We start from the raw sequence: 22,293 nt of genomic DNA, 5'->3' as shown, positions 1-22,293 counted from the left end.
ACTCTGGTTAAGGGGCTCGTTTTTAGCTATAAACAGAAAGGCTTGACATCGTTTCGTCAAGCCTTTCTGTTTTACTGAAGTAACTATTTTTTCGATGTGTTATCGTGTAAATTATTTTGGCTCTTGATGCGTTGTTGGTGTATGGATAATATCGAAATAGATTGTTTTGTCATTCGCGTTTGGATAAACTCTATATGTGAATTCTTTCTTCGTTAATACAGTAATATCAACCACACGAGTAAACAATGTTTCACCAGCAGCATTTTTAGCAACAATTGTTCTCGTTTTACCATCTGCAGATATGGTCCAGTCGCCGTGCATTTTGGGAGAATTGTCAAGATTGAACATTGTAAATGTACCGTCAGATTTGAAATAAGCAAATCCTACAAAATTTGACACATTAGCATCTGTTAACACTACACTTTCTCCTTTATTATTCTTTGCGTTTGTTGTTTCCCAGGGTGTACTGGCCAATATTTCGCTTGGTTTAAGCTGTGGTTCAACAACAGTTTCGTCATCTTTACTGCAGCTCATCGCTACTAATGTGCTTAAGGCGATACATACCGCTAATGCAATTTTTTTTAAATCTCTCATTTTATAAAATTTATATGATGTCACAAAAATAATCGCATTGTTTCAGCTGCGTTTGTCTCTTTTATTCCAAGGTTTGAAGGATTTATAAATTGAATGAGATCGCGTTGTAGAAGAAGGTTAAACAAAAGAAAAAGCTTGCTTTTAATTTGCTTTGAAGTATGCTTTACATGGAAACAAATTAAAGGTGATGGAAGAATGCGCTTCGGATAAAAATAAAACAGGGGACCCTAAAGCCCCCCATCTACCAGATATGTATAATAAAATTAGAAAATTGCTTTTTTTATAGCATTAGTTGTTGCTCCATCCACCACCTAATGAACGATACAGGTCAACAACTGCAGAAAGCTCCGCTTTTTTTACCTGAGCAAGTTCGAGCTCACTTTGCAAGATATTGCTTTGTGCTGTAATTACTTCCAAGTAAGTGGCCATTCCTGTTTCAAATAAAAGATTGGCGTGCTTCGTTGCTTCCTTTAGACGCGTCGTTCTATCCGAAGTAATCTTTTGTTTTTCTTTCAATTTTTGAATTGAAATTAAAGCATCGGAAACTTCTCCAGCTGCTGAGATTACTTTTTGCTTGAAGATCAGTACGTTCTTTTCTTGTTCGACACGTGCCAGTTCATATTGAGTTTTCAATTCCTTCCGCTGTAAAATTGGCTGCGTAATACTTCCTGTAATTGCCCCAAATAATGAAGCCGGTAAGTTGAACCAATTGCTTGCCTTGAATGCATTTACTCCTGCTTCGGCGCTAATAACCAAGGAAGGATACATGCGTGCCTTTGCGTATTGTTGATAAGCTTGTGAAGCTGTAATAGCCAGTTCAGCTTGTTTTACATCCGGACGATGACTTAACAAATCGGCTGGGACGCCAGTTGCTAATTCTTCGGGGAATTGAATATTCGACAATTTCTCCGCTATTTTAATTTCCTGCGGGAGTTTTCCGCTAAGAATCTGAATGGCATTTTCCTGAATACGGATCTGTTGTTCAAAGTCTGGGATCAAGGCAGCTGCAGACAATCGTTGCGCATCGACCTGTTCCAATGCAAGCAGCGTAATGTCACCAACTTCATATTGTTGCTGGACAATACGTAAAGTTGTATCGCTTAATTGCAAGTTTTGTTTGGCGATATCACGCAATTGATAAAGCATAAGTAGTTGATAATAACCTTGTGCAACTTGTGCAATTAATTGGGTTTGAATTACTTTTTTCGCTTCTTCTGTCTGTAAATAGGAAGCTAAAGCAGCTATATTTTGATTTTTGATTTTACCCCATATGTCGGCCTCCCAGGATAAACCTAAGGATGCCGTATAATCTTCTACATGGTGTTGGCCTAAAAACTGCCCCAGGCTCAATCCATTCATACTGTTATTGGATGGGTTGGTGCTATTTCCGCGGATCTGTAGTTGGGCCGTGGGAAGATAGTTAGCTTTTGCCTGTTTCAGGCTCAGTTGAGACGCTTCTATATTTTTTAGTGCCAGTTGCATATCTAAGTTATGTTGTATAGCACTATCGATCAAGGTTTGTAAGACTTGATCCTTAAAAAAATCGCGCCATGGAATAGAACCTATGCTAGTTTCCTGTGGAGCTTTAGCTTGGTCGCGGTACTGCTCGGGTAAGTTGGGGGCAAGATGTTGATTGCTGACCAACTTATCTGTTTTGCAAGACCATGCGACAAAAGATAAAATGAAAACCGTCAGTAATTTTGATTTACTATTGATATATTTAAATGCTGTCATGATATACTAATTGTTTGTATGCACGGGTATTTCCAATGAAACGACATCGCTTTCATGTTGTTTTTGCCGTGGAGTACCTCCGATTTTCTCTTGGATAAATTGGAAGAAAATAAAAAGAATAGGGATGATAAAGAGTCCTAAAACTACTCCAGTGAACATCCCACCCGCAGCGGCGATACTGATTGAGTGATTTCCTTGCGCTGATGGACCTACCGCTGTCATCATTGGAATCATACCAACGATAAAAGCTAAGGAAGTCATGATAATAGGTCTCAAACGTAATCTTGCTGCTTTAAGTGCGGCACTAGGAATTGATAGTCCCTGTTTACGCCCTTGGATGGCAAATTCTACGATCAAAATGGCATTTTTGGCCAATAAACCAATCAACATAACGAGTGCGACTTGTACATAGATGTTGTTGGCAATATCAGTGAAGCTAATTGCTGCGAAGACCCCAAATATACCTGTAGGAATAGAGAGAATAACCGCCAATGGAATGATATAGCTTTCATATTGTGCTGCAAGCAGAAAATAAACGAATATCAGACAGAGAATAAAAATCAATGTGGATTGGCCTCCGGAGACAATTTCTTCTTTGGTCATACCTGAGAACTCATAAGTAAATCCAGTCGGCAATTGTTGTTTTGCAACTTCTTCAACCGCACGGATAGCATCTCCGGAACTATATCCTGGTTTTGGTATCGCATTTATTCCAATCGAATTGAATAAGTTGTAACGAGATGCTGTTTCCGGACCATATACACGTTCTAATTTGACTAATGTATTGATGGGAACCATGTCTCCCAATCTGTTTTTTACAAAAATACCGTCCATTGAAGTTGGTTCACTTCTATCCTTGGCATCAGCTTGGACCATCACACGATAATACTTTCCAAAACGATTAAAATCTGAGGCTTGGGCACTACCAAAATAGGCTTGCATAGTCTGTAAGATGCTTTTTGTGCTTACGCCAAGTTGTTCTGCTTTGATATCATCTACCTGGAGTTCATATTGTGGATAATCCGCTTTAAAGGTTGTGAAAGCCATCATAATTTCTGGACGTTTCATCAATTCGCCAATAAATTTTTGGCCTATGCCACTGAATTTTCCGAGTTGTCCACCGGTCCGATCCTGCAGTACCATATCCAGACCATCCACGTTACTGAATCCTGGGACAGTAGGGAAGGTAAAGACAAAGAAATTTGCGCCTTTGATATTTGCCAATCGCTGATTGACATCGGCCATAATAGCATTGATGTCTTTTATCTTACCACGTTCTTCATGTGGTTTGAGGAGGATAAATGCAACACCTGCTGATGGACTTGTGGATTGTGTCAAAATATTGAAACCAGCAAGTACATTTAAAGTTTTGGTAAAATCAGCATGTTGAAGTTGCTTCTCTGCTTCGGCTAATGCACCAGAGGTACGATCCAAAGAAGCACCTGCTGGCATAGATAAGGATACAGCAATGAATCCTTGATCCTCTGATGGGATGAATCCAGTAGGTGTTTTACGGATCATAAATACAGTCAAAAGTAGGGTAATTCCCAATCCTGCAAATGCAACCCACTTATAACGGATCAAGAAGCGTAAACTACCTAAATAATTCTTCGTCAACCGATCAAATCCGACATTGAATCCAGCGAAGAAACGCTCTTTGAAATTAAGTTTCTTGGCATCAGCATGACCATGATGCGTTGGTTTTAAGAAAAGCGCACATAACGCAGGACTTAGTGTCAAGGCATTAATTGCTGAAATAACGATTGCAATCGCCAAAGTGAAAGCAAATTGTCTATAAAACACCCCGGTAGAGCCTTCCATAAAGCCGATGGGAAGAAATACGGCAGACATCACCAATGTAATCGAGATGATGGCGCCTGTGATTTCACTCATGGCAGATGTCGTAGCGAGCTTAGGCGGGAGATTTTCATGCTCCATCTTGGCATGAACAGCCTCCACGACCACAATCGCGTCATCGACGACAATCCCAATGGCTAGCACCAAAGCAAACAAAGTCAGTAGGTTGATTGAAAAACCGAAGAGCTGCATGAAGAAGAATGTTCCCACGATGGCTACCGGTACCGCAATCGCTGGTATCAATGTCGATCTAAAATCTTGAAGGAATAGAAAGACAACTAAAAATACCAGTATAAATGCTTCAACTAGTGTATGTTTTACTTGGTCAATAGATTGATCAAGTGCATCTTTTGTGTTGTATAAAACGAGATATTTGACACCTTTTGGAAAGCTTAAAGAGGCTTTCTCCATGAATTTTTGAATGGCAATCTGAATTTCATTTGCATTCGAACCTGCTAACTGCATGACCCCAATATTCAATCCTGCTTTTCCATTGATACGGGTGTGACTCGCATAGGTATAGGATCCCAATTCGACACGAGCGACGTCTTTGAGTTTTAGTACAGAGCCGTCTGTATTGGAACGGATAATAATATTTTCGTAATCACTTGGCTGGTTGAGTTTACCTTTATATTTGATTACAAATTCAAAAGCTTCACGGCTGCTCTCTCCGAATTTACCCGGAGCAGCTTCGACGTTTTTATCTTGGATGGCAGCCATTACTTCCTCAGGCGTTAATTTATAGGTCGCCATTTGATTTGGATTGAGCCATACACGCATGGAGTAGTCTTTGCTACCACCAAATGCCAATGCTTGTCCGACGCCGGGTATCCGTTTCAGTTCAGGAATGATATTGATCTGCGCATAATTGGTAATAAAAGTCTGATCGTATTTACTCTGATCTTCCGTATAAAGGTCCAATACCATGATCAAGCTGTTTTGCTGTTTTGCGGTGGTGATCCCGGCTTGTACAACTTCAGCGGGCAATTGGCTGGTTGCTTGAGCCACACGATTTTGGACGTTTACAGCAGCTTGGTCAGGGTCTGTACCAAGTTTAAAATATACCGTAATCATTAACGAACCGTCGTTGCTGGCGGTAGAGCTCATGTAGCTCATATTTTCAACACCGTTAATTGACTCTTCGAGTGAGGGGGCTACGGCACGAAGGACCGTTTCGGCATTTGCCCCGGGATATAAAGCCGTTACTTGCACCGCTGGCGGTGCAATATCGGGAAACTGCTGCAAAGGCAGTTTTAGGATACCGATCACCCCCAATATGACAAGTAATATGGAGATAACGGTAGCAAGTACAGGTCTTTCTATAAATTTCTTAAGCATGTGATTTTCTAATATTATAATGAATTGATGCTATCTCTTGATAAGGCTTGTGGTGTAATTTTCTGACCATCCTGAAGCAAGTCAATGCCTTTGTAGACAATTCGGTCTCCCGCATTCAGCCCTTTACTTACCAGGTAATTTGCACCACTTTTTCCAATGACAGTAATAGGTTGTTGAACAACTTTATTTTCTTTACCAACGGTATAAACGAAGATTTTATCCTGCATTTCAAGGGTAGCAAGCTGCGGTACCAATAATGCTTGTGCATACTTCTTTTGTAGTCTTACACGACCGGTGTTTCCGTTGCGCAAAACTCCCTCCGGATTGTTAAATGTTGCACGAAGTGTAATCGCACCGGTATTTTTATCAAACTGCCCGTCCACCATATCTATTTTTCCTTTCTGATCATAAATTGTCTGATCCGAAAGAACTAAGCTGATCGGAGGGAGGTTGTGAAGCTTTTGTTGTAAATTACTCCCTTCCGTATTGTTTTTGAATGCGATAAAGTCATTTTCTCCCAGTGAGAAATAAACATGAAGATCTCTTACATTTGACAATGCGGTAAGTGGTTGTGCGTCTGTGGGACCAACCAAACTCCCTTGTTTGCGCTGTAATCTACCGATGTATCCTTCGGCTGAAGCCCGTATTAGCGTATATCCGACATTGATTTTCGCAGTTTCAACGGCCGATAGTGCCAATTGTACGTTTGCTTTAGCGGCATTACGTGCGCTAATAGCTGTTTTTAGCTGGAAGTCTGTCAGTACTTTGGTATTCACCAGCTTTGTTTTCTTTTCGACTTCTAACTCCGCATTTTCCAGACTAGCTTTTGCTGCCAGTAAATTTGCCTTCGCTTGGTTTAATTGTTCCTGATAGGGGCGGTCGTTGATCTTGAAAAGTGCTTGACCTTTAGTTACTTTGGCTCCTTCATCAACATAGATGTTTTCCAAAATTCCCTCTACCTGAGGTCTGATCTCAATATTGGCGGAAGCTTCAATAGTCGCTGGATATTCCTGGTAAACTGTCTCGTTACCGTTCTCGATGGTAACGACCGGAAGGTTAACTGGTGGTGGATCAATGGGTTTACTTGTTCCGGTTGAGCAACTGTATAGAAAGATTGCACTCAACACATATGCAGTCTTTACGATATTAATTCGTTTAACACTGTTAAGTGTTGGAACGTAAATCTTTTTAAGACTTGGTGATAAATTTGTTTTCATGTGATATTAAAAATTGAAGTTTTGGTGTATTTAACGGTGTTAGATTTTTTAACGTTGTATTTTTTGCTGTAAAAAAATTTAGTCAGTCAGGGAGCGTGTAATGCCATAAATAGCATCCTTTAATACTTCTTGATTGGTATTATCGCCATTGCCTTGGTTTACCAGATTGATCGAAATCAATCCATGTATAATAGACCAGTACGTAAAATACTTTCTACAGATCAATTCTTCGGATGGATTTTTCTCTTTCATGATTTCACGGATGACATCACTTATCAATTTTCCATGGGATTCAGCACATTTATACGTTTTTTCAAAACCACAACAGGCTGTTCCCACACCGAACATTAATTGGTACAATTCACGTTCTTCGAAGGCGAAATCCCAATAGCTAAACCACATTGCTTCCAATTGTTTCTCCAGATCGGTTTCAGTTGATTTGGCTTGCTTTACTTTTTTGGCAAGCAGGAGATAGCCTTGGTTGGCAAGTTCCATCAAGATGGCATCTTTATTGGCGAAATACTCGTATATCATGGGGGCAGTATATTCAATAATATCTGCAATTTTGCGCATACTCAGGGCCTGCCATCCTTCTTCTTTGACGATTTGGAGCGCAGCATCTAGAATATTGGTTCTATTCTCATCTTTGAGCCGTTGTATGCGTTCTTTACTACCCATGCTAATGCGTAAATAATTTAACAGTGTTAGGCAAAAGTGATACTTTTAATTTTATTTATTGACATCTAAAAGTCATTAAATAAAAAGGTCTTATTTTTTCGGTTCGGAAGAAGCGTTTTCAGGGCTTGCAGCAAGGGTTACAATCTGTTTTATGCGATTCTTTTCTTTCTCAGTTAGGGGAAGTGCCTGTTCGATGATAGGGAGAATTTCCGTACTTTTTTCCGATTGCAATAACAGGTCGATGAAACCAAGATAGGTGCGGATAAGGTCTGTTTTAATGCCGAAGAAAATGCGTGGATCTACAATATATAATTCCTGTACTAATGCTAACAATAGGGTTTTTCTTTTTTTATCCTTTTCCGAGTTGTTGTAGGCGGGTAGTAGGCCCTTTCTTTCAAGATCTGTTAATTTTACCGCGACAGCGTGCTCAAGTACATATTTTTTTTGTTTTCTATCGAGTAAATCACGTAACTCGGCAAGTAAATTTCGATAAATAACTTGTTTGGCTTTCCCCGAGAAAAGATTATCTTCTGTAGATAGGAGGATATCTTGTTGTTCGAAATGATCAAAGAAGTTAGATTCCACATAGACAGAGTGGTGGAAATTGATCGCGTTATTATTGAAACTGCTAAGTACTTTGGCAATTTCCTTTTTATCACTATTAAGAAAATAATAATAATATCGATCACCAATTTGCTGGTTCCAGCGAATGTAATTGATGGTAAAATGATAAGAGGTATCACGATCCGGGCTATAGCCTGTCCACGAAAGGTGGTCTGTCTCCTGGATTAAATGATCATAAACCAACAGCCTTCCATTGACGCGTATGGCATAATTCCTTTCTTTATTCAAGTAGAGAAACCAACCGAATTCTTGTGCGAGGAAATTGTTAAAGTCATCGCTTTCAAAAAATGTAGCATTAAGTCCAAAAATGCCTTCAAAAGTAACTTGTGTTCCTGTATTGTTATGTACTACTGGCGTGCTTTCACTGATATCATATTGCTCTTTACTTTCGCGATCGATTTGAATTCGGTAGTTTGAGAAATATTCATCCTTCTGAAAAACAGTATTCCAAATTGCACGTGTTGCAAAAAGCGAGAACGAAAATCGGCCCTTTCCCTTTTTTCCTCTTGTATAGGAGCTGCGTTTGAGGCTGTTCTTTTTTATAGAATCCAAAAAGTTTCCAAATGAGGAAGAAAGCGTCTCTAGGGGAATGCCTTCACCATTGTCCTGTATGCTTATACGATTAATGTAGCCTAATTCATTACTGTCTATGGAGAGTTCGATCTGTGTGGCTTTTGCATCAAATCCATTCCAGATATATTCAGCAATGGCATGTTTAGGGTCTTTGGGAAGTCCTGCAGATTCGATACTTTGGTTGGTTATTTTTGTGCTCCTCTTCATCGTAAAGGCGGTTTAGCTTAAAACTTGTAAAAAAAGATGGAAATAATTTGGTCGATTAATTCTATTTCAATGTACACTATTTTTTAGATCTCTTGATTAAAAATGTGAAAAAATAAGCAAGTCCAAAATAGATAATAAGATCGAAAAGAAGATAAATAAAATTGAAACTACTTCGAATCTCAGGTTCAATTGAGCGTTTGCCGCCAATATATTCATAAAAAGGAAATGGAAAGCCCAATCTGTCATTTCCATCGGATGGACTATCGCATTTAGCGAAGAGAATGGTGGCCGCAACTGTTATTACACTAAAAATTACCCAGGTTTTCTTTGGGAAATTTGAAACTATCTTCATGGTTACTGGGCTTTAAGTAGCTTAAAATTACACAATATCATGTGGAGATGTATACTTTTCATTCGTATACATATCGCCATTGACGACTAAAGTTGATGTGTTGATATAGAAGTTGCTTTTTTGGTAGAAAATATACCTAAATTTAGTCTATGCTTATAGAAACTTTAAAAAACCTTTTCCGACGGGACTTAAACAGGCTGCGTGATGAAATTTCTTTGTACAAACAGGAAGGAAATATATGGCTTATTGAACGTGATATTTCCAATTCAGCTGGCAACTTATGTTTACACCTGATTGGAAATCTTCAAACATATATTGGTGCTGAAATAGGCAAGACTGGGTATATCAGAGATCGAGCGGCTGAGTTTTCGTTAAAAGACATTCCTCGAACACGATTATTAGATCAGATAGATGATACGATTGATGTGGTTACACGTTCTCTGGATCTGTTGTCGGAGGAGAACCTTCTTGAGATATATCCCATACTCGTGTTTGAGGAAAAAACAACAACGCAGTATTTGCTTGTTCATCTGACCACCCATCTAACTTATCACCTTGGCCAAATAAACTATCACCGGCGACTGCTGGATCAACCTGAGGTATAGTTAATGTATTGGTAAACCTATTCTTGTTCTAAAACATGGGAAACAAATTTATAGTATGGACATAAGAAAAGCGGTATTATCTGATGCTCCGGAGCTTGCAACCTTGACCGAACAGCTGGGTTATCCAGCCGATATTGAAGGAACGAAAACTATTTTGGAGGATCTGTTGCGGAAGCAGGAGTATGCTTTATTTGTGGGGATTATTGATAATAAAACAGTTGGCTGGATTCAACTTCATCAGGTCATCAGTATGGAGACTGGTGTTTATGTAGAAATCATTGGCTTGGTTGTCGATGAAGAATATCGAGGTCGGGGGCTAGGCCGATTATTATTGCATGCGGCATCCGATTGGTCTAGGTCTATCGATTGTTACCGTTTGCGTGTAAGATGCAATAGCATTCGGACCGAGAGCCATACGTTTTATCAAAATAGTGGTTTTATACTAAAAAAGGAGCAGAAAGTTTTTGATTCTTTGCTTTAAAAGGTGAACTTTAGCCCAATTAGATATCGAGACCATCAAACATTCTACCTGTATCGACTGTTGATTTCTCGAAGACCCGACTTAGATAAAATGAGAAGAATCTTTACATTAATTGCCTGTTGCTGTGTTTTTAATTCGCATGCACAACGTATGGACAGTATTACCACGGTGATCGCACCTGAATATGACCGAGTGGGTTTACTGCATCGATTTTGGCTTGGAGATAGTTACCGTAAATTATATAATACTCCTGTTAGGATGCGTGTGATGGATCTCGCTACAGAGCGGGGCGGGCTTCAGATTGTTAAGTTGGGTGGTGGCATGCAGACACAGTCACTTCGACTGGTAGATTCTATGGGTAGGGAGTGGGTTCTTAGGTCTATTCAGAAATACCCTGAACGTAGCCTACCGGAAAGCCTTCGAAAGACATTTGCAAAAGATATAGTACAAGATCAGATTTCGATACATCATCCATTTGGTGCATTGACCGTTCCGCCATTTAATAAAGCCTTAGGCATTCCTTCAGCTTCGCCAGAACTGGTTTTTGTAGGAGATGATCCTAGGTTTGGCGAGTATCGTGAGGTATTTAAAAATAGGGCCTATATGTTTGAGGCGCGCACCCCTTTTGAGGATCAAAAAACAGATAATAGCGCAAAAGTAATGCGTAAAGTGTTGGAAGACAACGATACGCAAATTGATCAGAAGCTCACACTACGTGCGCGGATGCTCGACTTTACGCTTGGGGACTGGGATCGTCATCAGGATAATTGGCGTTGGGATCCCGAAAAGGAAAAAGGTAAAAAGATCTACACTCCCGTCCCAAGGGATCGGGATAAGGTATATTATAAAACTTCGGGTGTATTTCCCACATTACTTTCCTATCAATGGCTGAAGGCTCATTTGCAACCCTTTAGTCCTCATATCCGAAATGTGCCCCATTGGAATTTTAATGCGAGTACTTTTGATCATTTTTTTCTCACTCATCTTACAGAGGATGAATGGATTGACGAAATACAGTTTGTTCAGAAAACATTGACGGATTCGTTGATTCATCAAGCGATGTTAACGATGCCTGATACAATTGTGAAAATGAGTGCGAATGAATTGGAAACAAATATTCGTTCAAGAAGGGACGAGCTGATGGAAAGCGGACTGACCTACTATCGATTTCTTGCGCGTGTCGTTGAACTACCATTGTCCGCCAAATCTGAATTTGTGGATGTCGATTACAATAAGGATGGCTCGGTCACTGTCAATATCCACAACAAGAAAAAAGATGGTACCGAAGGGCGAAAATTGCTAAAACGCACCTTTGTACCTGATCAGACCAAAGAAGTTCGTATATATGGCATATCGGGCACTGATGAATATAAGTTACATGGATCGGGCAAATCGCCCATAAAGATCCGGCTAATCGGGGGGGATGGACAGAATCTATATCGTACAACTGATAAATTTGCCAATGGCAGCAAAGTTTATATCTATGATGGTAAAAATCAGGTGCCGGGTGCTATGCAGGTTGATGATGCTATTCATCTGAAGTTGAGCAAAGACAGCGCTGTCCATAAGTTTGACTATGAAAATTTTATCTATGATCGTAAAGGGGTCGTTTTTAACCTAGATTATGGGGTTGATCGTGGACTTATTTTTGGACTGGGGTATATGATCGAGAATCAGGGGTTCAGAAAGAAGCCTTATGACTATCGGCATCAGTTTCTAGGCAGTTATTTGACCGGCCGCGAATCATTTATGTTTGATTACAAAGGTAATTACAAAGATCTCGTTGCAGGACATGATCTTTATATTCATCTTTCGTCCCTTGGTCCCAAAAACCTGAGTAATTTCTTTGGATATGGAAACAATACTATTTTCGATAAATCGGATTCAAAGCGCATTTCGTATTACCGAAATCGATTTGATCTTGTGAACGGTGACATTTTTCTGGAAAAGTACCTAGAACCTAAATTCAAGGTGTTCTATGGATCTTCTTCCGAATATTATACGAGTAAAGAATCGAATAATGTTGGACGTTATTTTGAGGAATTCCATCAAAAATATCCATCGGAACCTATCTATGGAAGTAATTTCTTCACTGGGCTTACTGGCGGGATAGATTATGATACACGTGATAATATGGCCAATCCTAAATCTGGAGTACACGTACATACCAGGCTGGGCTGGAATGCTGAAATTGGAGGGGAGGGCCGCAACTATACAAAATTGCAGCATTCCATGAGTTTTTATAAAACGGTTGCAGACAACTATATTACTTTCGCAAATCGTGTGGGATTTGATGCGGTATGGGGAGATCCCTATTTTTATCAGCATGCGCAAATTGGAGGGGAAATGAGCTTAAGAGGGTATAATTCCCGACGGTTCACTGGGAAAACAGCGCTTTATAATAATTTTGACATGCGATTAAAATTATTTAGCTACTCTTCTTATATCGTCCCTGGAACAGTCGGGGCAATTGGTTTTTATGATGTCGGAAGGGTATGGATGAGTCATGAAAATTCCAATGACTGGCATATGGGGTACGGCGGTGGAATTTATTTTATGCCTGGAGACCTGCTCACTATTCAGGGGGTAATTGGTTTTAGTAAAGAAGCAACATTGCCTTATCTTCGCGTTGGACTTTCTTTTTAAAGACCTAAAATGAAGCTTTTTTAAGTATGAAATGAAATCGGAGATCAAAAAAAAATTAGATAAAAATTTTGCGGAACGTAGGCTAAGAAATAGCAGCATCGATTTATCTGTGCTAAAACACTATAAGAGTTACGCAAAAACTTTTGCCGACATTCATAATGGTATAGCCGTATTGAGTGACCTGACAGCGAACTGGAGTTATACTTATATCGGAACAATTGCAGAGCGACTTTATCTTCCTGCAGGTGAAAAGAAAATGGAAATAAACGGTATTTGGGAGGATTTTCTTCTCGAACGTGTTTACCCCGACGATTTGGCCATCAAGCATGCTTTGGAGCTTCAATTTCTTGACTTGGTCAAAAAAATGGATCTGGCGGAGCGATTCAATTATCAAGCAAACAGTGTCCTGCGAGTCGAGGGGCGAGAGGGGCAAATCATGCAGCTGTCCCATCAAATTTTTTACTTGGACACCCCGGGACCGGAATTTCCACAGTTGGCTTTATGCTGTTATACCCTATTACCAGAAACTGAAACATCAGTCAATCTCCGAAATTATATTCTCAATCAGGTAACGGGCGTGGTTCATCACCTGGATGGTTATGGCGCAAAAACTTCGATTAGCACACGCGAGAAAGAAATTTTAAGCTGTATCAAGGAGGGAATGATTAGCAAGCGAATTGCCGAAAAACTAGGTCTGAGTATAAATACAGTTAATCGGCATCGGCAAAATATACTCCAAAAGCTTCGTGTACGAAATTCATATGAAGCAGTGAGTGTGTTTAACAAGATGCAGCGGGATCATACTGACTAGATTTAAGACAACGCCCACCTGAGGCAACCTTATAGATGGGCGTCGGTATTTTTAGTTTGAATTATTCTCTTTCAGCCATTTGCTTCGACGTTGGTCTGCAAGGTGTTTGATCGTAAAATAATCAAATTTGGCCTGAAAGCCATTGCCGTCTGGTGAAGCTGCCATTAGACCGACCATAACAGGGTGATTATCCTGTAGCCAGGCATTTCTCATCATGATATACTCCTTGTCATCAAAGGAATAGAAAAATTCGACAGCATCTAATCGACGTATCGCTTTGATCCAGATGTAGGGGATTTCCTTATCGATCGGAACAATGCTCCAATCACTTGTTTTATGTGTAACTACCGTACTTAAATTGTATTTTCCGTCAACAAATTCGATTCCTGCTTTTATATAGTTTTCATGATCAATGCGCAGCATAATACCTGCTTGATCGAACCGGGTTTGATAGTTCGCCGAGATCTTCGCCTTGACTTCAAACTCTCCCCCGCGTAGCGTATAGAAAAAGGGCGCGTCATCTACTGTAAATCCATAATGAGAGATACGCCAATAATCGCTTTTAGGCGTAACGAACATCGACAGTGAATTGTCTTTGATGTTCCATTCTGTTGGTTCGTTAAACCAAAGCATCTTATCCAATTTTTGTGCGCTGGCCTGTATCGTAAGCAATGGAAATAATGAAGCTGCTAAAAATGTCTTTATAGTTTTCATGTTTTTGTTTTTGTGATGATATTCATTTTCATCAGCAAAGATATTTAAGCATAGCACAGGTTTTCAATACTGATAAATAACCATGATTTCAATAATTCATCCTATTGTAATTTATTTGCAATTTAATTGCATTTATTGTTTTTGCTACATAGTTGCAATAGTGAAAAATACTATCTTCGCTGAGTTGACTTTTAATCCATTGTAGTACCGAATTGGTATAGCAAACAGGATCGATTTCAATTTTAAACATTATAAGCAACAGTAGCATGGAATTTTGGGAACGTAATTTTATAGAGAAGCAAGAAATGTGGGGGGATGAAGCCGCAAAGTCTACAACGTTTGCAGTGGGCTTTTTTTTGGAACATAACATCAAAAATATACTGATTCCTGGGTTCGGCTACGGTCGCAACGGTCGCCCTTTTTTGGAAAATGGAATAAAAATTACAGGCATTGAGATCTCGAAAACGGCAATAGAGCTCGCTCGGAAATCCTTTGGGCCAGATACGGTTATCCATCATGGTTCAGTTAATGAAATGCCTTTTGATCAGGATATATATGACGGTGTATTTTGTTACGGGCTTATTCATTTATTGGATGCTGAAGAACGTAATGCGTTAATCCAGCATTGTTTTGACCAATTAGCTGAAGGAGGTTATATGATTTTTACGACCGTATCAAAGCTAGCAAGCATCTATAGAAAGGGGGAGGCCATAGGCACTGATCGATTTGCAATGTTTGGTGGAGTACATATGTTCTTTTACGATGTTGATTCCATTCATGCCGAATTCGATCCCTATGGATTAATGGAAATTAGGGAAGTGGAGGAAAATTTTCCATTCTACTTCATCATTTGTCAGAAAAGGATTAATATTTAATAATGTATATATGAAAGATGATAGAAGCTATGAGGTAATTATTGTTGGGGGAAGTTATGCGGGGCTTTCTGCAGCGATGGCATTGGGACGTTCCTTGCGGAATGTGTTGATTATCGATAGTGGGCTACCTTGTAATCGACAGACGCCGCACTCCCATAATTTCATCACGCATGATGGTGAAAAGCCGCTCAGTATAGCGAAAAAAGCAAGGGAAGAAGTCCTGAACTACCCGAGTGTCAAGTTCCAGAAAGGGCTTGCTGTGAGCGGCACGAAGACAGCTACAGGGTATGAAATAACCACCGAAAATGGGGATGTCTTTCAGGCTAAAAAGCTCATTTTTGCGACTGGTGTGGAAGATATCATGCCTAGTATACAAGGATTTTCAGCCTGTTGGGGAATTTCGGTTATCCATTGCCCATATTGTCACGGTTATGAATTTCGAAAAGGAAAAACTGCTATTATGGCCAATGGAGAGCGTGCACTTCATGTAGCGGGATTGGTCAATAATCTCTCGAACGACTTAACGCTATTGACTTCGGGTAAGGCTAGTTTTGATGTTAAGCAGAAAGCAAAACTGAAGTTACACGGTATTTCGATTATTGAAGAAGAAATAAGTAAAATCCAGCACAAGAATGGATGGGTCCAGCAGGTACAATTAAAAGACGGTTGTGAACTTGCCTTCGATGCTGTTTATGCTGCCATTCCTTTTAGGCAACATTCGGCTATTCCTGCCGCCTTAGGTTGTGAAATAACGGAACAGGGACATATCAAAATAGATAATTTTCAAAAAACTTCAATTGCAGGAGTTTTTGCCTGTGGAGATAATTCTAGTATGATGCGTTCGGTGGCGAATGCTGTTGCTACAGGAAACCTAGCTGGAGCAATGGTTAATAAAGAACTTGTCGACGAGGTTTTTTAGTGGCCGCATTGATCGGTTTTCCGGCTGTGATCGCAATTTGTTAATTCATCAGGAAGTTTATATCACAAAAACTTCCTGATGCGTAAAAGCAGTCTTTAAGCGCGTCTCTAGTTCGATGCTTGTCTTAAAGATAAGAAGCAATATAGGTAAGCGGTATATGGCGTATGAAATCTGGTTGCTCCTTAAGGAGTAGCTTATACTTTTCCATGGCGCTGAGAGTGTGAAATTCGAACAGACGTTTTTCTAACCACATTGTATAGTATTCTGTCATTAAAAGATCGAGTTGAATGAGTTGAGGATGATTTATTTTGAGATACTGAAAGGCGTTTTTATCCATACACGAGATAGTAACGTCTGTAATTGCCTGAATAAACTCCCTGCTAGGCTGATTCGAAACATAACTGCTAAAGGCGACTGCGAGATCATGTTTAAAAAGTAGCTCAGTCGTTACTTCTTTTTTCTCATTCATATAGTATTTCCTCGTAATCCCTTCCTCTATCCAAAAACTAGACTTACAGGCCTCACCTTGATATAAAAGAAATTCGCCCTTTTTGTATTTTTTGGTTTTGGAAATGGCCTGTAATGCTGAGTCTGTTTCCGCATCAAAACCGTCAATTAAAGTATTGATTTTTTTTAGATGCTCATTCATTTTGGCTGATTTGAGTGATCGAAAGTTGCTGATTTTACATTTGTTGAATCCGTTCGGTCCGACCGGCTGTTTCTCTTCCCCATTCTGCGATCGACTCAAGTAGTGGAACAAGTGTTTTTCCGAACTCTGTCAGTTCGTAATCTACTTTCAAAGGAGCTTTGTCGGTATGTACTGTACGTTTTACTAAACCATCAGCCTCAAGTTCCTTTAATTGTAAGCTTAATGTACGCTCTGTAATTAAGACGCATTCTTTTCTCAGTTCATTATAGCGTTTTTTTTCAATTAAATGAATCAAAATTACTGCCTTCCACTTGCCGCCTATGTATTTCATAGTCAGGCTGGTACTGCATGGATATTGTTTGTTGTCTATCAAATACATCTGTTACTATCAAGTTTGACCGTTATTGCAAATATATAACACTATATTTAAGTTTGCAACTATAAAAAATATAGTTAATTTAATCTTGTATGTTATGGCTTTTTTAGAAATTGCAAAGCAACGTTACACAACGAAAAAGTATAATTCAGAAGCGCTAATTCCGGAGGAGAAAATCGCTGAATTAAAGGAAATAATCCGATTGAGTCCATCTTCCATCAATAGCCAGCCATGGAAGTTTTTCTTTGTTTCTTCTGGGGACATGAAGCAAAAACTCGCTGCCGCATCCTATTGGAACGCACAGAAGATAAATGAGGCAAGTCATCTGGTTGTCTTTAGTGCACTTACCGATGTAGATCGCTTTGAAGAGCAGATCGCAAACACGCTTCCAGAGGGATCGATTAATTACTATAAGCAATTTTTGCAGTCGAAAGGGGAGGTCCATGTTCAATCCTGGATGAAGCAACAGGTGTATCTTTCTTTGGGATTTTTCCTTGCAGCCTGTGCTGCAAATCATATTGACGCAACCCCGATGGAAGGAATTGAAAATTCCGTCTACGATGAAATACTGGAACTCGATGGCTATCAGACGCTGTTTGCAGTTGCTATTGGCTATCGACATGTGGAGGATGCAAATCAGCCTGCAATTACCGCAAAATCACGCTTGACAATTGCAGATATAATTGAAGAGTTCTAGGTAAAAAAGATGAAACCACTATCGGTTTCATCTTTTTTAAATTAGTTTAAACTTATCTTTTTGCCCTGTTCGGGGAAAATATAATTTATTTTAAGTGGATTATTCTTGAGCAATTCGTTTTTAATGATTTCAGGGTTGTTACCAGTTGGTTTTCGGTGTGTGACCACTATGCTTAGCCCTTCCAAGTTTTTCAGTCCCGTTTTTTCTTTGAGCTTTAGCAGTTCTTCTAGCAATAAATTGGGGGTTAGGTGACCAAAGAGTAAATTTTCCGGTTGATTATTTGGAAAGGAGACTTCAATCAATATACTGTTTAATTGTTTGTTTTTGATCAGTGGGGCAATGGTATTCCAGAGCTTATCTAGCTGATTGGATTTTTCCACCCGATCGGCACCGGTATCACCAAGGTAAAGGAGATAGTGGTTGTCGTAATGGACGAGGGCAGCACTACTTTTATATGGATTTACATGGCTCAGCTCGTATGCCGTCAAAGATAATGTCGTATTTGGTACTTGCGTTTCCAGCCCCTCTTGTAAACTGTTGTAATGATACTTTCCCAGTATGGGTTTTTGGCCCTGATCCCCAAAATTGATCCAGGTATCCGTGATAAAATAGTGATTTTGTAGAATTTGAAGGACCGGATCGATAGCAAAAATGTTCTTTTTGCTATCGGCAGGAGAATTAATAATAAGACCCGATAAATGATCGAGATGTCCATGGGAAATGAAATATCCCTTTATTTGGTTATGTAAAATTGTTTCGACCGAACCATTTAGACTTTTCAATGCAACGGCTTTTCTGATGCCTGTATTTATGGTTCCGGCATCGAGGCAAAGGAAGGCCGTGTCTTTTGGAGTTCCTACTAAATAAGCAGAAAGATTGTCTTCTCGTTCGCCACCATATATTCCCAGCGGGACAAGGTCAAAATGCTGTGCCTGACAGGTCATGGTCACAAGAAATGTAAAAATGGAAAGCGCTAGTTTTTTCATGATTATTAAACTAAAAACCCATCCTTTGTTATAGGATGGGTTCAAATTTACACTATTTTTTGTTTATTGGTTGAATCGGTAACGTACACCCAGCTGAATTCTCCAGCGTGAAGTTTCATCCACACTGTTCGAGAAAGTGTTGGTTAAAGGAATCTGATTTGTTGCATCTAAATACGGGAATGAGAATGTTGGTTGCCCCTGAGCATTCAATCCTTTGTAATTTAAGATACCGTTTGCTTTGTTGGCAAATTGGGCAACTCCCCAACTTTTGTTGATCATATTACCGAAATTAAATACATCAAAAGTAATCTGCAATTGATGTTTCTTTCCGCTGGTATTTAAAAACACATCTTGCGCGATACGAATATCCAGTGTTCCGATCATTTTTCCTACCAATGCGTTACGTTTCGCGTATTGGCCTCTGTGTGCATTCAGGTAATTGTCCTGATTAATGTAGCCGTTCAATTGAGACCATAGTTGATCAGCTGTCCGAGTGTCTTGCGCATTGTCGCCAACAAGAGCAATTTCAGCTTTACTATTCGGGATATAGATCAAGTCATTGCCCGACAAACCATCATTATTCAGGTCACCGCCGTAGGTATAAGAGTAACGAGGTCCGTCCTGCAGTTGATAAAATAAAGAGAATGTCGTTCCTAAATGATCCAGGTATTCTTTACGGTAAGAGAAGTTGGCAATAAATCTGTTTTTAACCAGATAAGTTGAATATGAAAGATCGGCACTATTTGGATTGCCCGAAACATAACGATCACGCCACATTGACTGCGCAATAGATCCTCCATCGTTCACAGATCTTGAATCTGTATAGGTATAACCGATATTTGCAAAGAAACCACCTTTGAATTCTTTCGATAATGTTCCTGTCAGGGTGTAGCTATAGCCTTTTGATGTATTGGACATCACAATAGCGTCGGAAATGTTAGGATTTTCAGGAGTCGGTTGTGCGGCGCCATAGATACGTGGTGTTGTATAGCGCATACGGTTATCGGCACCAGCTAAAGCTTTTCCGTCCGTCGTATTTAGATTGACGTTACGGAAATAAACCGAATTGATATCTTTCGAATACATGGCTTCAAAAGTACCAATAACACCGCCCGGTAATTTTTGGTCAACGGCAAGGTTCGTTCTCCAAAGCTGCATAAATTTGAAGTTATTATCCGTTACCGCCAAGTTATAACTAGAGTTGTTGGCTGCAGTTTGGTGGTTCACATTGCGATAAGCATCCACATCAGGTGTAAACGGTCTATTTGTTGGATTATTGATGGATTCAGAACCAAACATAACACCATTATTGCCGGCCTGATTGGAAATCCATACTAATGGCGGACGACCTGTAAAAATTCCCGATCCACCACGTACCTGCGTTTGATTTGTTCCATTGACATTCCAATTAAATCCAATTCGCGGCGACCAAAGAATTGCACTCTTTGGATATTTTGATACATCGATCTTTTCACCTTGATCAAAATTCAACTTGGTTACATTATCATTTTTCAGTTCATTGGGGGATGATATGTTGGTCAAATCGGCTCTCAATCCAGCAGTCAATTTAAAATGATCATTTACAGCATAGGCATCCTGTGCATATAGGCCAAACATACGTGCTGAAATCTCTGCATAAGGAAATGACCCATCAGGTAAAACAGAATATTGGATTTGGTATTTGGTTGCGTTAGAAACATTATTTTTTGCAGAGTTGTAGAAATCATCTAAACTGGCAAATGTATAGGCTCCATAATAGTTCGGTGCAAATCCATTGGTGGTTTTGTAGTTTTCAAAATTGGCTCCCAATGTAATCTCATGTTTTCCGGCGTAAATATTAAAGTTGTTTGTAGCTTGAAATACCTTTGTCTTTAAACTATTAAATGCTGTAAATGGTTCGTAACCAAATGCTGTCATGCTACTACCGTCGGGGTTCATGATGTCTACCAAAGGAAATGGCTGACCGCCTTTGGATTCCCTAAAATCGTTCATGACATTGTAACCTACGGTCAATGAGTTTGAATATTTGCTACTAATACGTGTGCGTAATTCTAAATTCACATTGTCCATGTTGTTGTTTATACCGTAGCCTGCTGAGCTGAAAGGTAGGCCAAGGTTGGACGGTTGCCGATTATTTTTTGGCGCACCACTATTGGATGGTAGGATGTCGCGATAGGAACGAAAGTAGAAATATTTGGCGCTTAAAGTATTTTTTTGATCGATATTGTAATCTAATTTAACGGAAAATTTGTCACTGCGTGTATCTAAAGGATAATCTTGATAAGATCCAGGATTATAGCCGATCGATTTTAGGTAGTTGGCTAGATCATCAAGTTTCTCCGCAGATACGGTTGAAATATTCGGCCCCGTATTTCCTCCACGTGAAGCTATAAAATTTGTTCCTGGGTCTGTTCTTCGCTCAAGCTCACCGCTTGCAAAAAAGAATAGCTTGTTTTTGATAATTGGCCCCCCTACGGTAAAACCATAGCCTTTCAAGCTGAAGTTGTTGACCGGTGCTCTTAACCCGGCCGAATTGTATTTGTTGACTAAATTTTGATTTCTGAAATAATAATTTAACGAACCCTGTACTTCGTTTGTACCACTTCTTGTTACAGCATTGATTGCAGCGCCGGTAAAACCATTTTGTCTGACGTCATAAGGAGCGATGTTTACTGAAATCTCCTCAAAGGCGTCCATATTGATGGGTTGCGAGTTTGTTTGACTTCCGATAGTTCCCTGTAATCCAAAAGCATTATTAAATAGCGCTCCGTCGATCGTAAAGTTATTTGCAAGGTTGCTTCTTCCTGCAAAAGAAGGATTACCGTACTGCATCGAAAATTGAGGGGTCAGTTTGACAAAATCTGTAAAGCTTCGATTGAGTGTAGGTAGATTTTGAATCGCTGTTCGGGAAATGTTTTGTGCTGCACCTGTTCGGCCGGAGTTGAAGACTTTTCCCTGTCTCGTTCCTACAACGACAGCTTCATCCAGCACTTGCGATGCGGACTGCATCTGAATATCTAATGTTGAGCTTTGTCCCAAAGCTAGTTTCTCGATCTGTTTGATATTGGGTGAATGACCCAGATAAGTTACGGTGATTTGATAAGGGCCACCAATTCTCATATTGGGGAGATTGTAGCGACCGTCACTTCGCGATGAAGTAACGTACTTTGTCCCAGAAGGTAAATGTATGGCTTCAATTGTCGCCCCATTGATTGGCGAATTTCCCTCTCTGACGGTTCCATTCAGAGCAGAGGTGGTTTCATTTTGCGCATAGGTAAGTGATGTACCAATTGTGCTTAGCAAAATGCTGGTAATCAAATGTTTTCTCATTTGTTTTGTAGCTGTTTAAATGACTAGGTG

Annotated in this window: 19 protein-coding genes; 7 read left to right on the top strand and 12 right to left on the bottom strand. The window is 39.7% G+C overall.

Annotated elements, in window-relative coordinates; all coding sequences use genetic code 11:
* Positions 1-111 precede the first annotated feature (111 nt).
* From ACHWSC_RS02840 to ACHWSC_RS02810, 7 genes are all read right to left on the bottom strand, one after another.
* The gene (locus tag ACHWSC_RS02840) at positions 112-594 is read right to left on the bottom strand and encodes a DUF4822 domain-containing protein (protein ID WP_394675734.1); all 483 of its coding nucleotides are present in this window, start codon (positions 592-594) and stop codon (positions 112-114) included.
* A gap of 288 nt (positions 595-882) precedes the next feature.
* Positions 883-2,328, bottom strand: coding sequence for an efflux transporter outer membrane subunit (locus ACHWSC_RS02835; protein ID WP_182984105.1), 1,446 nt, complete (start codon positions 2,326-2,328; stop codon positions 883-885).
* Positions 2,329-2,334: 6 nt separating this feature from the next.
* The gene (locus ACHWSC_RS02830; RefSeq protein ID WP_394675733.1) at positions 2,335-5,523 is read right to left on the bottom strand and encodes an efflux RND transporter permease subunit; all 3,189 of its coding nucleotides are present in this window, start codon (positions 5,521-5,523) and stop codon (positions 2,335-2,337) included.
* A 14-nt stretch (positions 5,524-5,537) separates the two neighbouring features.
* Positions 5,538-6,740 (bottom strand): efflux RND transporter periplasmic adaptor subunit, encoded by a 1,203-nt coding sequence (locus tag ACHWSC_RS02825; RefSeq protein ID WP_075993251.1) that lies wholly within the window; start codon positions 6,738-6,740, stop codon positions 5,538-5,540.
* A 78-nt stretch (positions 6,741-6,818) separates the two neighbouring features.
* The gene (locus tag ACHWSC_RS02820) at positions 6,819-7,418 is read right to left on the bottom strand and encodes a TetR/AcrR family transcriptional regulator (protein WP_046674552.1); all 600 of its coding nucleotides are present in this window, start codon (positions 7,416-7,418) and stop codon (positions 6,819-6,821) included.
* A gap of 90 nt (positions 7,419-7,508) precedes the next feature.
* A complete protein-coding gene (locus tag ACHWSC_RS02815; RefSeq protein WP_394675732.1) occupies positions 7,509-8,822 on the bottom strand; it encodes an ATP-binding protein in 1,314 nt (437 codons plus the stop codon).
* 76 nt (positions 8,823-8,898) lie between these two features.
* Positions 8,899-9,174, bottom strand: a complete 276-nt coding sequence (locus ACHWSC_RS02810; RefSeq protein ID WP_313182351.1) for a hypothetical protein — start codon at positions 9,172-9,174, stop codon at positions 8,899-8,901.
* A 149-nt stretch (positions 9,175-9,323) separates the two neighbouring features.
* Between ACHWSC_RS02810 and ACHWSC_RS02805 the strand changes: the two genes are divergently transcribed.
* The 4 genes from ACHWSC_RS02805 to ACHWSC_RS02790 all read left to right on the top strand — a co-directional run bounded on the left by ACHWSC_RS02805 (position 9,324) and on the right by ACHWSC_RS02790 (position 13,717).
* Positions 9,324-9,779: a DUF1572 family protein gene (locus tag ACHWSC_RS02805; protein WP_307185797.1), complete on the top strand. Its 456-nt coding sequence runs from the start codon at positions 9,324-9,326 to the stop codon at positions 9,777-9,779.
* 55 nt (positions 9,780-9,834) lie between these two features.
* Positions 9,835-10,260 carry a GNAT family N-acetyltransferase gene (locus ACHWSC_RS02800; RefSeq protein ID WP_394675731.1) on the top strand — a complete coding sequence of 142 codons (426 nt, stop codon included), beginning with the start codon at positions 9,835-9,837 and terminating at the stop codon, positions 10,258-10,260.
* Positions 10,261-10,350: 90 nt separating this feature from the next.
* Positions 10,351-12,906, top strand: a complete 2,556-nt coding sequence (locus ACHWSC_RS02795; RefSeq protein ID WP_394675730.1) for a BamA/TamA family outer membrane protein — start codon at positions 10,351-10,353, stop codon at positions 12,904-12,906.
* Between the two features lie 31 nt (positions 12,907-12,937).
* Positions 12,938-13,717, top strand: a complete 780-nt coding sequence (locus ACHWSC_RS02790) for a helix-turn-helix transcriptional regulator (protein ID WP_088162096.1) — start codon at positions 12,938-12,940, stop codon at positions 13,715-13,717.
* Positions 13,718-13,768: 51 nt separating this feature from the next.
* Here ACHWSC_RS02790 and ACHWSC_RS02785 read toward each other — a convergent pair whose 3' ends face one another.
* Positions 13,769-14,431 (bottom strand): DUF1349 domain-containing protein, encoded by a 663-nt coding sequence (locus tag ACHWSC_RS02785; RefSeq protein WP_075993244.1) that lies wholly within the window; start codon positions 14,429-14,431, stop codon positions 13,769-13,771.
* Positions 14,432-14,697: 266 nt separating this feature from the next.
* Between ACHWSC_RS02785 and ACHWSC_RS02780 the strand changes: the two genes are divergently transcribed.
* Complete coding sequence (locus ACHWSC_RS02780) at positions 14,698-15,306, top strand: class I SAM-dependent methyltransferase (protein WP_394675729.1); 609 nt, start codon at positions 14,698-14,700, stop codon at positions 15,304-15,306.
* Positions 15,307-15,316: 10 nt separating this feature from the next.
* Complete coding sequence (locus ACHWSC_RS02775) at positions 15,317-16,225, top strand: NAD(P)/FAD-dependent oxidoreductase (RefSeq protein WP_394675728.1); 909 nt, start codon at positions 15,317-15,319, stop codon at positions 16,223-16,225.
* A 124-nt stretch (positions 16,226-16,349) separates the two neighbouring features.
* Here the strand turns inward: ACHWSC_RS02775 and ACHWSC_RS02770 are convergent, their stop codons facing one another.
* Both ACHWSC_RS02770 and ACHWSC_RS02765 read right to left on the bottom strand, forming a co-directional pair.
* Positions 16,350-16,874: a Crp/Fnr family transcriptional regulator gene (locus ACHWSC_RS02770; protein ID WP_394675727.1), complete on the bottom strand. Its 525-nt coding sequence runs from the start codon at positions 16,872-16,874 to the stop codon at positions 16,350-16,352.
* A gap of 34 nt (positions 16,875-16,908) precedes the next feature.
* Positions 16,909-17,205: a winged helix-turn-helix transcriptional regulator gene (locus ACHWSC_RS02765; RefSeq protein WP_394675726.1), complete on the bottom strand. Its 297-nt coding sequence runs from the start codon at positions 17,203-17,205 to the stop codon at positions 16,909-16,911.
* A gap of 142 nt (positions 17,206-17,347) precedes the next feature.
* On the opposite strand from ACHWSC_RS02765, the gene ACHWSC_RS02760 reads away from it, so the two are divergent.
* Positions 17,348-17,947 (top strand): nitroreductase family protein, encoded by a 600-nt coding sequence (locus ACHWSC_RS02760; protein WP_394675725.1) that lies wholly within the window; start codon positions 17,348-17,350, stop codon positions 17,945-17,947.
* Between the two features lie 41 nt (positions 17,948-17,988).
* Here the strand turns inward: ACHWSC_RS02760 and ACHWSC_RS02755 are convergent, their stop codons facing one another.
* Entirely contained in the window at positions 17,989-18,933 is a 945-nt protein-coding gene (locus ACHWSC_RS02755) for an MBL fold metallo-hydrolase (protein WP_394675724.1), read from the bottom strand.
* Between the two features lie 63 nt (positions 18,934-18,996).
* A complete protein-coding gene (locus ACHWSC_RS02750; protein ID WP_394675723.1) occupies positions 18,997-22,263 on the bottom strand; it encodes a carboxypeptidase regulatory-like domain-containing protein in 3,267 nt (1,088 codons plus the stop codon).
* Positions 22,264-22,293 lie beyond the last annotated feature (30 nt).

The sequence above is a fragment of the uncultured Sphingobacterium sp. genome, assembly GCF_964277905.1.
GTDB classification, from domain to species: domain Bacteria; phylum Bacteroidota; class Bacteroidia; order Sphingobacteriales; family Sphingobacteriaceae; genus Sphingobacterium; species Sphingobacterium siyangense.
Note: the sequence above shows the minus strand (reverse complement) of the source record. Positions and strands in the feature narration are given on the sequence as shown.

Excerpts from the sequence above, each read along its gene's own strand:
- ACHWSC_RS02840 (WP_394675734.1), bottom strand. The coding sequence starts at position 594 with ATGAGAGATTTAAAAAAAATTGCATTAGCGGTATGTATCGCCTTAAGC.
- ACHWSC_RS02835 (WP_182984105.1), bottom strand. The coding sequence starts at position 2,328 with ATGACAGCATTTAAATATATCAATAGTAAATCAAAATTACTGACGGTT.
- ACHWSC_RS02830 (WP_394675733.1), bottom strand. The coding sequence starts at position 5,523 with ATGCTTAAGAAATTTATAGAAAGACCTGTACTTGCTACCGTTATCTCC.
- ACHWSC_RS02825 (WP_075993251.1), bottom strand. The coding sequence starts at position 6,740 with ATGAAAACAAATTTATCACCAAGTCTTAAAAAGATTTACGTTCCAACA.
- ACHWSC_RS02820 (WP_046674552.1), bottom strand. The coding sequence starts at position 7,418 with ATGGGTAGTAAAGAACGCATACAACGGCTCAAAGATGAGAATAGAACC.
- ACHWSC_RS02815 (WP_394675732.1), bottom strand. The coding sequence starts at position 8,822 with ATGAAGAGGAGCACAAAAATAACCAACCAAAGTATCGAATCTGCAGGA.
- ACHWSC_RS02810 (WP_313182351.1), bottom strand. The coding sequence starts at position 9,174 with ATGAAGATAGTTTCAAATTTCCCAAAGAAAACCTGGGTAATTTTTAGT.
- ACHWSC_RS02805 (WP_307185797.1), top strand. The coding sequence starts at position 9,324 with ATGCTTATAGAAACTTTAAAAAACCTTTTCCGACGGGACTTAAACAGG.
- ACHWSC_RS02800 (WP_394675731.1), top strand. The coding sequence starts at position 9,835 with ATGGACATAAGAAAAGCGGTATTATCTGATGCTCCGGAGCTTGCAACC.
- ACHWSC_RS02795 (WP_394675730.1), top strand. The coding sequence starts at position 10,351 with ATGAGAAGAATCTTTACATTAATTGCCTGTTGCTGTGTTTTTAATTCG.
- ACHWSC_RS02790 (WP_088162096.1), top strand. The coding sequence starts at position 12,938 with ATGAAATCGGAGATCAAAAAAAAATTAGATAAAAATTTTGCGGAACGT.
- ACHWSC_RS02785 (WP_075993244.1), bottom strand. The coding sequence starts at position 14,431 with ATGAAAACTATAAAGACATTTTTAGCAGCTTCATTATTTCCATTGCTT.
- ACHWSC_RS02780 (WP_394675729.1), top strand. The coding sequence starts at position 14,698 with ATGGAATTTTGGGAACGTAATTTTATAGAGAAGCAAGAAATGTGGGGG.
- ACHWSC_RS02775 (WP_394675728.1), top strand. The coding sequence starts at position 15,317 with ATGAAAGATGATAGAAGCTATGAGGTAATTATTGTTGGGGGAAGTTAT.
- ACHWSC_RS02770 (WP_394675727.1), bottom strand. The coding sequence starts at position 16,874 with ATGAATGAGCATCTAAAAAAAATCAATACTTTAATTGACGGTTTTGAT.
- ACHWSC_RS02765 (WP_394675726.1), bottom strand. The coding sequence starts at position 17,205 with ATGAAATACATAGGCGGCAAGTGGAAGGCAGTAATTTTGATTCATTTA.
- ACHWSC_RS02760 (WP_394675725.1), top strand. The coding sequence starts at position 17,348 with ATGGCTTTTTTAGAAATTGCAAAGCAACGTTACACAACGAAAAAGTAT.
- ACHWSC_RS02755 (WP_394675724.1), bottom strand. The coding sequence starts at position 18,933 with ATGAAAAAACTAGCGCTTTCCATTTTTACATTTCTTGTGACCATGACC.
- ACHWSC_RS02750 (WP_394675723.1), bottom strand. The coding sequence starts at position 22,263 with ATGAGAAAACATTTGATTACCAGCATTTTGCTAAGCACAATTGGTACA.